The sequence below is a fragment of the Acidiphilium sp. MT5 genome (assembly GCF_054767495.1).
Genome location: NZ_BAABMR010000001.1, coordinates 16,975 through 28,913, shown reverse-complemented (window position 1 = coordinate 28,913; position 11,939 = coordinate 16,975). Strand labels below are relative to the sequence as shown.

The window sequence follows — 11,939 nt, the reverse complement described above, 5'->3', positions numbered from 1 at the left end:
GGCCGCGGCGCCGGCAGGATCGTTGAAGCTGCTGCCAAAATGTTCTTCGCCGGTGCCGCTGCTCTCGCCCGAGGCGAAGCACCCAAGGCGATCCCCGGCGCATCAAATGGCGCCAATGTCTGTCTGCTCATCATTCGAGCTGCGGCAGGCTTGCGTGCGGTCCTCATCCGGGACTTTCGGCGAGACAGGTCTCCCGCCGACGCCCCCCGCAGGAACCTCCCCAATTCGTCGCATCACAGCGCATTTTCCCGCGCCGCCTGCCAGGCAGTCGCCATTGCGGGCCGAAAGCCCAGGCTCAGCGCGAGCGAACCGTCCAACACGCCGTACCAGGGATGGGTGAGCGGCGTGGCCGCAGGCTCCATGGGCTGGCCAGCGAGCGCACTCAGATCGAAGATCGTCATCGGGGCATCGTCCACCGCGTTCACGATGCGCCCGTCCAGGACGCCGTCGAGACCCATTTTGATGAACGTCGTAATGTCTCGGTGATGAATCATGCTTAGCCGGTTGGCCGGATGGAGCCTCATAAGTTGCGCGATATGCGGGATCTGCCCGAGATGGCCGTCCGCATCGCCATAAACGAAGCCAAGACGTAATATCGACCAATTTAAGCCGCTCTCTTGCAGCAGTTGTTCAGCTGCGATTTTACTCGCCGGGTAGTCGCGTTCGGGCGCGACGGAATCGCTTTCCCGTGAGGGCCTGGAGCTGTTTTCGCGATAGACCAGACCGGTGCTCGCCATGATGAAGCGAGCATTGGCCGCATGTGTCTTGGCGGCTGCGATGAGATTGCGTGTGCCATCCACGTTGGCGCGCCAGATTTCACTTACATTCGATGTGCGCAGAATGGCAGCAAGATGGAGGATCGCCGTAGCGCCTCTGACAGCCTCGACCAGGGAGGTCGGGTCGAGAATATCGCCTTCGACTGAAGTGACACCTGACGGAACCGTTTTACCCGAGCGCACCAGCGCCCGACAGTTCAGGCCGGCTTCCAAGAGGCGAGGCAGCAGGCGGCTGCCGACAAGGCCGGTCCCACCGGTCACAAGAATGGTCATAGTTGCTCTCCTTTATTCAGAACCATACGTCGTCTTGCCGCCGTGATCTGACTGTCGGGATGCCCGGGCGCTGTCCGTTGCGATCCGGTCCAGCGTGGTCCTGATTTTTCCAGGCCAGATCAACGTCGTGTGATGATTGAGCCGCAGGGTATCGGGCCGGATGGCTATATGGCGTTACGGCCCGCCCAGTGTTCGTCGATGAACGAAGCGGCGATCTCAAGCGCCGTTCCGGCTGTCTTGAGGGACCCGACATCTCGTTGAAAAACATGATACATTCCCTCAAACAGATCGAGACGGACGATCGTTCCGTGCGCGGCCGCCCGCTCCGCAAAACGGATCGAATCGTCACGTAACAGTTCGTCCTCGCCCACCTGCACATTGATCGGCGGCATGGCTCGCAGAGCCCCGAACAGAGGTGACGCTTTCGGGTCGTGCGGGCTGGCGCCGTCCAGATAGGAATGGGCCAATCCCTGCAGCAGGGCGGGCTTGAAGACCGGGTCGTAGGTTGCTGGATCCGTAAAGGATGCGCCACTATTTGACAGGTCGGTCCAGGGCGAAAACGCCACGATCGAGGCCAGACGTGCATCGGGCGCGGTCTGATCGGCCATCGCGAGTACAAGTCCGCCTCCAGCGGAGTCGCCGACCGCTGCATATTGCTTGAATCCCCTCGATAGAAACCACTCCCGCGACTTGCAGACAGCGTCGAAGGCCGCGGGGAACCGCGCTTCCGGCGCAAGGGGGTAATCGGCGCTGAAGACAGTCCGGCCGGTCAGCGCCGCAAGCTGACTGGCAAAGCCCAAGTAAGATCGGGCGTCTCCAAGATGGTATCCGCCGCCATGAACGAACAGGATCGCGGAGTCCGGATCAGGCGAGGTGGGTTTCAGCCACCATCCTCGGGCTATGCCGAGATCCACCGGCTCCGCCGAAACCGCTTCGGCGAACGGTGCCTGCGCCGCCATTGCGGCGTAGAAGGCTCCACGATCCTCACCATGCAACTGCGCCAGAACGGCGTTGCGCTGGGCGATACGAAGCACCTGTTCGCCTTCGCGTGGCTGGGCGTCATGGCGGATGATCAACGGGCGAGCAGATTTTCCATGCGTAAAGTCAGGCATTGTACCTCTAACAAATTTAGGAGCTTACGGAATGTCAGCCCGCCCGCGACGACGTCGTTCCGGTCGATCGCAGCCAGCTTGATGTCCATCTCCTGCACTGCGCGGTGGAGCTGATAGGAGCCCGCGAAGTCGAGCGGTGTCAGCCCATTATAGATTGGGATAACGATATCAGTCACAGCGGATCTCCTTCTACAAATGAGAATATCGGGAACAGGCAGTGGCGTAAATGACATATAACCCTCGTATTGTGCCATAACGCACCGACCTGTTTCAGCTGCCGAGGACATCGCCTCACGGCATAAGCTCGCTTCTCATCCCCGACCCATAAACAGCGGCGCCGCGGCACGCATACGGTTGGCCAACGCGTCCGCCACGGCACGGATACGCGGGACGTGCCGCGTGTCCTCATGCTGCACCAGCCAGATTTCCCGGGCCGGTAACGGCGGTGCGTCGAGCCGCACGAGATCCGTATCCGCCGCGACATGATGCCCCAGCACCACAATGCCTAACCCAGCCTGTGCGGCTGCCAATTGGCTGCCGCGGCTATCAGTACGCAACGCCACCTCGGCTCTGGGTGCCATGGCAGCCAGCGCATCTATTTCAGGATAAGTGCCGGTTTCGTCGCGGGAGAGAATCAGCCGGTGTCCTGCCCCATCGCCACCTGGCAAGGGCTTCGTCGCCCGCGCGGCAAGATAAGCCGCGCTGGCGTAGAGCCCGAAAGAGACCTCCCCAATCCGACGCCCGAGGAGCAGTTGGCCCTTCGGGCGCGCCAAACGAATGGCCAGATCCGCCTCCCGCGCCGCCAGGGAAAGCGTGCGATCATCGGCAATCAGTTCAACCAGAATACCGGGATACCGTCCTGCCAATTCTGTCAGTGCTTGCATTAAAATGCCCACCGCAAAATCGCTCACCGTAGTGAGCCGCACATTGCCTTCGAGGCGTATATCCCTCCCGCCTACGGCACGCTCAACCGCCTGCGCCGCATCTTCCATCCGCTCTACTTCGGCGCGCGCGGCCTCACCCGCCGGTGTTACCCGAAACCCGCGCGGCGTGCGTTCCAGCAGCCGCACGCCGGCCCTGGCCTCAAGCGCCGCCAGCCGCCGTCCCATGGTGGATTGCCGCACCCCCAACCGCCGGGCTGCCGCCGAAAGGGTACCTTCACGCGCAATGGCCAAAAAGCTGTGCAAATCATTCCAATCCACCCCAGCCTCCATGCGAAAACGCATGATTATAGACCGATTATTGAGAATTAACCAAGCCTATTTGCTTGGCTATCTCGACCGTAAAGGAGATCCGCTGATGACATCAAACATCGACACGAAAACCGCTGGCTACGGCGTTCTGCTGCTCCGTCTCTCGCTGGGCATATTGTTCCTGGCCCATGCCGGGATCAAATATTTCGTCTTCACCCCCGCGGGCACAGAACATTTCTTCGCCAGCCTTGGCCTGCCGGGCTGGTTTGGCATTTTCGTCATGATCTGGGAGTTCGCCGCCGGAATTGCCTTGATCGTTGGAATCTGGCCCCGCTTGGCCGCATTGCTGATCGCTCCGGACCTGATTGGCGCTATACTGATGGTGCATATTCATAACGGCTTCCTCTTCACGGCAAAGGGCGGCGGCTGGGAATATCCGGCATTTTGGACGATTGCGCTCGTTGCGTTCGCACTGATCGGCGACGGTCCTTACACTTTGCTGCCAACCCTAAATCGGAAAATCACATGACGCTCCCCAGCCTGTTTGTCAGCCATGGCTCCCCCATGCTGGCCATCACGGACACACCGGCGAGGAGGTTCCTCGCCGGCTTGCCCACTCTCCTGCCACGGCCACACGCCATTCTCGTGGTGTCCGCGCATTGGGAAACTGCGGTGCCGATGGTGAATAAAGTTGCCAGGAACCAGACGATCCACGACTTCTTTGGGTTTCCGCGCGCGCTTTACGATCTTCACTACCCAGCACCTGGTGATGAAGCTCTGGCAGAACATATCGCCACTATGCTCGGGCAGTCCGGATTTGCCACAAGCCTTGAAACAACGCGCGGCCTTGACCACGGCGCCTGGGTGCCGTTGCTGCTGGCGTGGCCGGAGGCAAACATCCCCACGCTTCAGCTTTCCGTCCAGACAAGTCGCGGCCCGGACCATGCTTATCAGATTGGGCGCGCCTTGGCGCCGTTGCGCGACGAGGGGGTTCTGATTGTCGGCTCCGGCAGCTTCACGCACGATCTCAGGCGCTTCCGTGGGCAGCCGGTAAACGCCCCAGAAAGCGCTGACGTCACCGCGTTCAGCGACTGGATGAACACCGCCATCGTTCATAACGATACAACCGCTTTGCTAAATTACCGTAAACTCGCCCCTTATGCGCGTGACGAGCACCCGACCGAGGAGCATTTGCTTCCGCTCTTCACGGCTCTTGGCGCAAGCGACGGACCACCGCAAAGACTGCATAACTCAACCGAACATTCGATTTTACGAATGGATGCCTACAGCTTTGGATCAATAAACACGACACAGATGGCGCGTGGGCGCGCGCATTCTGCATCGATTTCGCATAAGTGTTATTTGGCGGCGGAACCAACTCGCGGTTAGGGGGCGAATATATGTCTTCGGTCATGAACTCCCTTCGTTATTTACGCGTCGGCACGAGCTTGCGCGACACGGCGTCCGCCCTGCTGCGCGACCTGCCGGCGGATGCGGCTTTCGCGCTACGCACGTCGGCGGCGGCGCTGCTCGCGCTCTATCTCGCGATGGCGCTGCATCTCGACACGCCGCGATGGGCGGCATGGACGGTGCTTACCGTCAGCATCCCCTCGCTCGACCATGCTTTCGTCAAGTCGGCCTATCGGATGATCGGCACAATCGTGGGGGCGGCCGCTGGCATCGTCATCGTCGCGCTGTTCGCGCAGAGGCCGCTGGCATTCGACCTCGCGATGGCGCTGTGGGCGGGTGTGTGTGCTTTCGTCGGCACCCGGGTCCGCCAGTACCAGACCTACGCGCTGGCGCTGACCTGGCTGACCACGGGGATTGTTTCGTATGGCAGTGTGGCGGATCCGACCGGTGTCTTCATCGTCGCGGTGAGCCGTGCTGCCGAGGTCGCGCTTGGCATTGTCTGCGCCGGCGGTACCGCGATTTTTTTCCAGGGGCACCGGGCGACGACGCTCGTTCATGCCGCCTCGCCAGTGCCAGGCCAGGCTAGGCGCAACGCCGTGCGGGCAGGCCTCGCCGTGATGCTAGCCAGCGCGTTCTGGTATGTGTCGCAATGGCAGGACGGGCCGTTCTTCGTGCTGATGTCCGGTGCCGCAACGCTGCTGTTCGCGACGCATCCATCAAAGGTCGCCGCGACGCTCGGCCTGTTGCGCGGGTTTCTGCTGGGGACGCTGCTGGGCCTGTTGGTCCGGTTCGCGCTGTTCACGCGCAGCGCGGGGTTCGTCAAGGAGGCTCTTGTGCTTCTGCCGTTCCTGATGCTCGGTGGGATCGGGCTTGCCGATTCCCGGACCCAGGGACCGGCGACCGGCTATAACCTCGCCTTCATTCTCGCGGCCGATCCGGCCAATACGCTGTCATTCGATCTCGGTGCCGCGCTCAACGAGGCGATGGCAATGATTTTCGGCGTACTCGTCTCGATCAGCGCCTTTCTCAGCCTGGTGCCGATCCGCGCCCAGCTACACCGGGATGGCGCATGATATGATGCCGATGCTCGCCGAAATGTCGATGTTTGGGATCGATATCGAACCTGCGGTGCCGATGCTGCTGCTCGCGGTGGTGCTGACCGACATCATCCGCCGGGGTCTGACCCGTTTGCGGATCGACCGGTTGGTGTGGAACTGGCCGCTGTTCATGCTTTCGATCTATGTCTGTACTGCTGCCGGTCTCATTCTGGGGATGCGGCCGCTATGATCTCCCGACACAGCATGCTCGACACCGCCGAGGGGCCGACCCTGCCGCGCCCGACCTCGTCTGCGGCGGCGCCGGCGCGGCGCTACCGCCCGGTTTTTTCAGGGCTCGCGACGATAATCGTCGTGGCCGTGGCGATCTGGCTCGGCTTTGCCGCCTGGCATCGCTATGACGCGACGCCCTGGACGCGGGATGCGCGCGTCCGCGCCTTTGCCGTGACGGTGGCACCGGAGATTTCGGGCCGGATCGTCGCGGTCGCGGTTCACGACAATGAGCAGGTGCGTAAGGGGCAGGTCCTGTTCAGGATCGATCCGGCAGATTTCGTCAATCGGCTCGCGATCGCACGGGCGACGCTCGCTGCCGACCGGGCGATTGCCGGGATGAAGGCGGCGGATTCGGCCCGCCGTGCGCGGCTGCCCGCGTTCGCGGTTTCGGCAGAAACCCAAGGCAATGCCGCCGCCGCCGCGCGCGCCGCCGCGGCCCGCGTGCTGGCGGACGAGGCGCGGGTTGCCCAGGCCACGCTCGATCTCACGCGCACGGTGGTCCGCGCGCCGGTGAGCGGCACGATCACCAATCTCACTGTCCATGCAGGGGATTATGCCCATGCCGGCAGCGGCGCGATTACGATGGTCGATACCGGTGAGTTCTGGGTGACCGCGTATTTCGAGGAGACCGAGCTGAGTCGGATCAGGCCGGGCGCGCCGGCCCGGGTCGAGCTGATGTCCGACCCCGGCAGGGTGTTGGATGGCCATGTGCAAGGGATCGGGCGCGGTATTGCGGTTGCAAACTCGCAGGATGCGCGCAGCGGGCTGCCGAGCGTCAATCCAGTTTATTCATGGGTGCGGCTGTCACAGCGAATTCCGGTTCATGTTACGCTCGACCATTTGCCGCCGGGCCTGTTCCTCGCCGTCGGCATGACCGCGACAGTACGGATCACAACACCGGCTGCGGGCGGGCATTGAGCATTGACGGTTCGTTGGAGAGGCAAACTTCGCACAATTAACTCGATCACCGGATGCTCCGAGTGAATCTGAGCTCTACATGGTCGTGCCCATCAGCGCTTCAACTGTGGAACGGCCAACTGTCGCACGATGTAGGGGAATGCCGGTGATAATGAACGGTGAAGCCTGTATCAGACTAGCACATTGATCGAGCACCGGATGAATATGCTTTTTAATTAGAACTTCCATTTCATCTTGCCAGCCAGAATGGCCAAAACTCTCAAATAGCAATGCGGCGAGGTCAGATGTGTTTGAACCCACCAGCATGTAAGCACCCAATAACGGCGCCTTTCCGAACACTTTCAAATCCAGGTTGGCTGGATTTTTCAGTAGCCGCCGAATGATCAATGTTTCCCGAATCTGAATCGCAAACATTGTAATGACGCGAACCGCATTCGCGGTCGCATTGGCCGCCTTCACAACGGGTGCCAGGACTGACCCCGCGCCTTTCGCTGCGTGCAAAGCTGCATTCGCACCAAGTGTTGCGGCCTCAATAGTTGCCTTTGCTGTAGCGTTTTTTGTTTCGCGCGAGAGCAACGTTTGCACAGCGTTGAACGCCGCGGCTGGTGCCCCTGCCTCGATCGCAAAGCTGTGACGCGAGAAGCTAAACTGCTCATATGCCTTATGCACGGCTTGGCCGCTATACATCAGCGCTTTTACCCCTCCCGAAACTAAAGAAATAAATGGCAACATATCGGCGATATGCTGTGCTGTCGTGATCAAAGCCGACATGCCATTATCAATCAACAAATTCAGCAAAAACGTCTTGACGTCCTGAATCGGTTCGCCGAATAAATTCTGCAACGCGTCTTTGATTTCAGCGATCTGGCTCGCAAAGGCCGCGTTTGCTGCCGCGTCCACGCCACCCTTGCCTGCGGCTATCGTTGCAGTGCCTGCTTTCATGGCGTCACGTTTCACTTGAGCCGCCTGCGCGAAAAACAATTTATCACCGGCGATGCTTGCATATGTGTTTGATGTTTGGGGACCGCGACCGGATGGACCGGCATTGCTCGGGCCGGCGTTTTTGACAGCCATTTTCAATTCATTTGCCGCAGCGCTCACTTGCTGTGTCGCCTGAAATATTCTTAAGTTAATATGTGCATTACCAAATACTTCCTGTATGCGCCGCTCTCGACTTTTTATCATCTCCTTGATGCCAATTTCATCCGCTTCAGTGAACTGTCGGTCTGATTTCAACGCCTGATCGAGTGCCGTGATTGGGAACTTAGGAGCCCGATTGCGATCACTGTTGATCCAATCCGCCCCAGTACGCTGCTTCCAATTTTGGAATGCGTTGCGAACGGCAACCCGGTTGCTTGGAGTTGGATTGGCTTCGTAGGCACCTATTGCATCGTCTAGCTTGCGCATAGATGGACTGCGCATGCGCGCTTGAAGCGCGGTGTCATTCAGCCACTGAGCCTTGCTGGGTAGTTTTTTCATGGCGCTTTCCTTCAAACATAGACTGGCCGCTATCACGCGTTTGACAAAGGGTTACTCTAACAACCCGACCGAACAAAGGCAGTTGAGTGATGTTATCTGATTTCGGTTCTCTTGATCTACAAGAATGCACAAAATCGATATAGCATCAACTGAAATCACGCGCCAAGAGTTTGCCAGGATGGACTACGCTACGCAAGCGATTTAACCGTTCTCGAATTTACATTGAGAAAATTTTTGATCGGTGATCCATTTGCGAGGTCTTGGCGGAAGAACACGCTTTCTTCACCGCATTTTGTCAATAATGAGCCCCAAAAGGATATTGAAGAGCATGAAAGGTTTTATTATATCATTACAGAATTTCATAAAGCTATCATATACACAATTAATCTGCGAAAAGTTGGTAGTTCGGTTATGCTCGCCGTGCCGCCTGCGTTGCTGGATGTTCTCCACCTCACTGCCGACGCGAAAGTCGGGCTCGCGGCGGTTGCCTGACTCAACGCAGTCGAGAACATAACCATTTCTTCGCTGCCGGATAGAGCGGATTGGGACGCCTATAACACAGCGCGCGGCAATCTCGCTCCGAACCTCTCCCACCGCTACCCCGCGAAGCGCTGTCGACTGACGTCATAATCGCCGCACTGCGGCCATCGCCGTCTTTCCATCACCAAGATACCGATCGGACCAATAATTGACGATCCGACACTGATCCGCCGAGGCGCGCGGCTTTTCGCGCCGCCGCGCGTCTTGCGCCATTCTAGGGCATTTTCCGTTCGCAGCGGCTCACCGACAATGCTCGAGCGCATTGTTTTGGCGAGCAACATCCGATCAGATTAAATCTATCTAATCGGATATTGCTCTAAACGCGATTAGCCCTTGTGCTGCGCGCGCACGGGCGTAGCGTGCACGGTGCGAACCGCTGCGATTTGCGGCGCTTGTGGCACGGGAAAGCTTAGATGATAGGCGCGATCCATCGCCGCCACGAGTTTCGCATGGGCCGCAGTCGAGGGGGCGGCGTGCGCGGCGAGGGGCGCGAAAACGGCGAAGATGGAGACGATTTTTGCCAATTTGGTCATTGTAAGGCTCCTGTCAGGTTGAGCCGGTGCGATCCACCGGCCGGTCAGTGATTGACCTTGATCTGCAATATGGCAGAGCCGACGATGCAGGATAATCGTTGTGCTGGACGTAAGATTCATACAGAAAATGTATAAATCTACGGCAAAGCTGGATCAAAACGAGACCGGCGCGGCGGCGTAAAAACCGGCCACGAGGTTTTGCCCCAATGCTCGCGACCCATCCGAACGCACAACATGGCGTTCAAATGACGCTCAGCGCCGCCGGATTCCGTCGAGTAAGGTCTTGGTAACCAACTCCGAAACAAAGAGCGGCGCTTCCGTTGCGAGTCCGTCGATCAACAGCAGCGTGAGCCCGTGGACTAGGAACCAGGCCGTAAGTACGAGGCGTTCATGCTCGGCCTTGACATCTGCCAACATGGCAAATCGGCTCGCGCGAATCCCAGCAGCAATAACATCCACGAAAACCCGTTTTTTGCTCTGGCAGCCACCGTCGCCACCGCCAGTTCCAGACGGGGAAACAGTCAAACATGGGTCAAATCTCGGTGGAAAAATCCGGCCTTACCGGGTCAGTTCTCAGCAAAAATCAACACTATGTCCTCGCAAGGCTGGCACACTGGTCGTCGATGAACCTTGCGGCGATCTCCAACGCCGCCTCGGCCGTTTTCAGAGCGCCCACGTCCCGTTGGAACACGTGATACATGCCCTCGAACACATCGAGGCGCACCTTGGCGCCGTGCCTTGCGGCCCGCTCCGCCAGGCGCACGGAGTCGTCGCGCAAAAGCTCGTCCTCGCCGACCTGCACATTGATCGGCGGCAGGGCGTTCAAAGCGCCGAACAGGGGCGATGCTCTCGGGTCTTGGGGGTTTGCGCCGTCCAGATAGGATTGCGCGAGTCCCTGGAGGACAGCGGGCTGGAAGACCGGGTCGCGGGTGGTCGGATCGCCGAAGCTCGTTCCGCTGTTTGAAAGGTCGGTCCAAGGGGAAAAAACGACGATCGCGGCAAGGCGGTCGTCCGGCGCCGTGTGGTCCGCTATTGCGAGAACCAGCCCGCCGCCCGCGGAGTCGCCGACGGCGGCGTACCGCTCGACGCCTTGGGACAGAAACCACGCCCGCGCCCGCATAACGTCGTCAAGGGCCGCGGGGAAACGCCGCTCCGGCGCCAGGGCGTAGTCGACGCTGAAGACCGCCCGCCCGGTGCGCACCGCAAGCTGGCTGGCGAAGCCGAGATAGGATCGGGCATCGCCGAGATGGTATCCGCCTCCGTGGACGAAGAACAGAGCGGACCTGGGATCAGAGACCGCGGGCCTGAGCCAATAGCCGCGCACGGTGCCGTCGCGGACGGGCTCGACCCCGACGCCGTTGGCCATGGGCGCCTGGGACGCCATGGCGGCGTAGAAGGCGCGCCGATCTTCTGGGTGCAGTTGCGCGAGGCTCGCGTTACGCTGAAAGATGCGCAGCACCTGCTCGTCCTCGCCTGGCGCCACAGCGTGGCGAATGACGCTTGGACGTGCGATGTCGCCTGGATTGAAATCATGCATCTGTCTCTCCCGAAGTTTCGGCTGGGCTGCGTTCAGGCGGAACCACCATTAACGAAAATCGTCTGTCCGTTGATCCAGTCGCCGTCATGACTGGCGACCATGGAGACGACATTGGCGATCTCTTCCGGTGTACCCAGGCGTTCAAGGGGCGAAAGCCCGGCGATCCTGTCGATGAGCTCAGGCGACTTGCCTTTGAGGAACAGCTCGGTCGCGGTCGGGCCCGGCGCCACGGCGTTGACGGTGACGCCGCGCCCGCGAAGCTCCCGCGCGAGGATGAGGGTGAGCATCTCGACGCCGACCTTGGACGCCGCATAGGCGCCATAGGAAGGCGAGGCGAGACGCGTCTGAGTGGTCGACGTGTTGATAATCTTGCCGCCGCGCGGGAGACGACGCGCGGCTTCCCGCAGCACATAAAATACACCCTTAAGATTAACCGCGAGCATGGCATCGAAGGTGGCGTCGTCCATCTCGGCGATCGGCGCCAGCTTCATGATTCCCGCGTTGTTCACCACCAGGGTGGGTTGGCCGAGCCGCGCCTCCGTCTGGTCGAACAGGCTTGCGACCTCGGTCGATTGGCTGACATCGGCCTTGATGGCGGCGGCTCGGCCGTTCGAGGCTAGGATGTGCGCAACGACGGCCTGCGCGGCATCGGCGTTCGCCGCATAGTTCACCGCCACGGAAAACCCGTCTCGGGCCAGCCGTTTTGCAACCTCGGCCCCGATGCCTCGAGAGGCACCTGTGACGATCGCGACCGGTGCTGGAACAAGGGTCATAAGGTTCTCCTTTTTAAAACGCTACGTTCCGTAAAATATGGAGCCTGAGTCGTCAATTGCAATTCCG

The 11,939-nt window shown here is 60.1% G+C and carries 15 protein-coding genes; 6 read left to right on the top strand and 9 right to left on the bottom strand.

Annotated features, from left to right (window positions below; all coding sequences use genetic code 11):
• Positions 1-233 precede the first annotated feature (233 nt).
• The 4 genes from ACYUCQ_RS00175 to ACYUCQ_RS00160 all read right to left on the bottom strand — a co-directional run bounded on the left by ACYUCQ_RS00175 (position 234) and on the right by ACYUCQ_RS00160 (position 3,375).
• A complete protein-coding gene (locus tag ACYUCQ_RS00175) occupies positions 234-1,049 on the bottom strand; it encodes an NAD-dependent epimerase/dehydratase family protein (RefSeq protein WP_460252476.1) in 816 nt (271 codons plus the stop codon).
• Between the two features lie 164 nt (positions 1,050-1,213).
• On the bottom strand, positions 1,214-2,161 hold the full coding sequence (locus ACYUCQ_RS00170; protein ID WP_460252475.1) for an alpha/beta hydrolase: 948 nt from the start codon (positions 2,159-2,161) through the stop codon (positions 1,214-1,216).
• Positions 2,122-2,337, bottom strand: a complete 216-nt coding sequence (locus ACYUCQ_RS00165; protein ID WP_460252474.1) for a hypothetical protein — start codon at positions 2,335-2,337, stop codon at positions 2,122-2,124. The genes ACYUCQ_RS00170 and ACYUCQ_RS00165 overlap by 40 nt, the downstream gene beginning before the upstream one ends.
• Before the next feature lie 135 nt (positions 2,338-2,472).
• On the bottom strand, positions 2,473-3,375 hold the full coding sequence (locus tag ACYUCQ_RS00160; RefSeq protein WP_460252473.1) for a LysR family transcriptional regulator: 903 nt from the start codon (positions 3,373-3,375) through the stop codon (positions 2,473-2,475).
• Here ACYUCQ_RS00160 and ACYUCQ_RS00155 point away from each other — a divergent pair.
• From ACYUCQ_RS00155 to ACYUCQ_RS00135, 5 genes are read left to right on the top strand one after another with little or no spacing between them, the layout of a single operon-like run.
• A complete protein-coding gene (locus tag ACYUCQ_RS00155; protein ID WP_460252472.1) occupies positions 3,374-3,883 on the top strand; it encodes a DoxX family protein in 510 nt (169 codons plus the stop codon). The genes ACYUCQ_RS00160 and ACYUCQ_RS00155 overlap by 2 nt on opposite strands.
• A complete protein-coding gene (locus ACYUCQ_RS00150) occupies positions 3,880-4,743 on the top strand; it encodes a DODA-type extradiol aromatic ring-opening family dioxygenase (protein WP_460252471.1) in 864 nt (287 codons plus the stop codon). The genes ACYUCQ_RS00155 and ACYUCQ_RS00150 overlap by 4 nt, the downstream gene beginning before the upstream one ends.
• Positions 4,744-4,754: 11 nt before the next feature.
• Positions 4,755-5,837, top strand: a complete 1,083-nt coding sequence (locus ACYUCQ_RS00145; RefSeq protein WP_460252470.1) for an FUSC family protein — start codon at positions 4,755-4,757, stop codon at positions 5,835-5,837.
• A 1-nt stretch (position 5,838) separates the two neighbouring features.
• Complete coding sequence (locus ACYUCQ_RS00140) at positions 5,839-6,051, top strand: DUF1656 domain-containing protein (protein ID WP_460252469.1); 213 nt, start codon at positions 5,839-5,841, stop codon at positions 6,049-6,051.
• Positions 6,052-6,065: 14 nt separating this feature from the next.
• Complete coding sequence (locus ACYUCQ_RS00135; RefSeq protein WP_460252468.1) at positions 6,066-7,010, top strand: efflux RND transporter periplasmic adaptor subunit; 945 nt, start codon at positions 6,066-6,068, stop codon at positions 7,008-7,010.
• Positions 7,011-7,085: 75 nt separating this feature from the next.
• On the opposite strand, the gene ACYUCQ_RS00130 is transcribed toward ACYUCQ_RS00135, so the two are convergent.
• Positions 7,086-8,489 (bottom strand): hypothetical protein, encoded by a 1,404-nt coding sequence (locus ACYUCQ_RS00130; RefSeq protein ID WP_460252467.1) that lies wholly within the window; start codon positions 8,487-8,489, stop codon positions 7,086-7,088.
• Positions 8,490-8,723: 234 nt separating this feature from the next.
• Here ACYUCQ_RS00130 and ACYUCQ_RS00125 point away from each other — a divergent pair, with 234 nt between their 5' ends.
• Positions 8,724-8,981, top strand: coding sequence for an AbrB/MazE/SpoVT family DNA-binding domain-containing protein (locus ACYUCQ_RS00125; protein WP_460252466.1), 258 nt, complete (start codon positions 8,724-8,726; stop codon positions 8,979-8,981).
• 374 nt (positions 8,982-9,355) lie between these two features.
• On the opposite strand, the gene ACYUCQ_RS00120 is transcribed toward ACYUCQ_RS00125, so the two are convergent.
• From ACYUCQ_RS00120 to ACYUCQ_RS00105, 4 genes are all read right to left on the bottom strand, one after another.
• Positions 9,356-9,562: a hypothetical protein gene (locus ACYUCQ_RS00120; protein ID WP_460252465.1), complete on the bottom strand. Its 207-nt coding sequence runs from the start codon at positions 9,560-9,562 to the stop codon at positions 9,356-9,358.
• A 252-nt stretch (positions 9,563-9,814) separates the two neighbouring features.
• Positions 9,815-10,021 (bottom strand): hypothetical protein, encoded by a 207-nt coding sequence (locus ACYUCQ_RS00115; RefSeq protein WP_460252464.1) that lies wholly within the window; start codon positions 10,019-10,021, stop codon positions 9,815-9,817.
• Positions 10,022-10,151: 130 nt separating this feature from the next.
• Positions 10,152-11,099, bottom strand: a complete 948-nt coding sequence (locus ACYUCQ_RS00110) for an alpha/beta hydrolase (RefSeq protein ID WP_460252463.1) — start codon at positions 11,097-11,099, stop codon at positions 10,152-10,154.
• 32 nt (positions 11,100-11,131) lie between these two features.
• Positions 11,132-11,872, bottom strand: coding sequence for an SDR family oxidoreductase (locus tag ACYUCQ_RS00105; protein WP_460252462.1), 741 nt, complete (start codon positions 11,870-11,872; stop codon positions 11,132-11,134).
• Between the last annotated feature and the right edge of the window lie 67 nt (positions 11,873-11,939).

Coding starts and splice junctions, on each gene's coding strand:
- ACYUCQ_RS00175 (WP_460252476.1), bottom strand. CDS start 1,049: ATGACCATTCTTGTGACCGGTGGGACCGGCCTTGTCGGCAGCCGCCTG.
- ACYUCQ_RS00170 (WP_460252475.1), bottom strand. CDS start 2,161: ATGCCTGACTTTACGCATGGAAAATCTGCTCGCCCGTTGATCATCCGC.
- ACYUCQ_RS00155 (WP_460252472.1), top strand. CDS start 3,374: ATGCGAAAACGCATGATTATAGACCGATTATTGAGAATTAACCAAGCC.
- ACYUCQ_RS00160 (WP_460252473.1), bottom strand. CDS start 3,375: ATGGAGGCTGGGGTGGATTGGAATGATTTGCACAGCTTTTTGGCCATT.
- ACYUCQ_RS00150 (WP_460252471.1), top strand. CDS start 3,880: ATGACGCTCCCCAGCCTGTTTGTCAGCCATGGCTCCCCCATGCTGGCC.
- ACYUCQ_RS00145 (WP_460252470.1), top strand. CDS start 4,755: ATGTCTTCGGTCATGAACTCCCTTCGTTATTTACGCGTCGGCACGAGC.
- ACYUCQ_RS00140 (WP_460252469.1), top strand. CDS start 5,839: ATGATGCCGATGCTCGCCGAAATGTCGATGTTTGGGATCGATATCGAA.
- ACYUCQ_RS00135 (WP_460252468.1), top strand. CDS start 6,066: ATGCTCGACACCGCCGAGGGGCCGACCCTGCCGCGCCCGACCTCGTCT.
- ACYUCQ_RS00130 (WP_460252467.1), bottom strand. CDS start 8,489: ATGAAAAAACTACCCAGCAAGGCTCAGTGGCTGAATGACACCGCGCTT.
- ACYUCQ_RS00120 (WP_460252465.1), bottom strand. CDS start 9,562: ATGACCAAATTGGCAAAAATCGTCTCCATCTTCGCCGTTTTCGCGCCC.
- ACYUCQ_RS00110 (WP_460252463.1), bottom strand. CDS start 11,099: ATGCATGATTTCAATCCAGGCGACATCGCACGTCCAAGCGTCATTCGC.
- ACYUCQ_RS00105 (WP_460252462.1), bottom strand. CDS start 11,872: ATGACCCTTGTTCCAGCACCGGTCGCGATCGTCACAGGTGCCTCTCGA.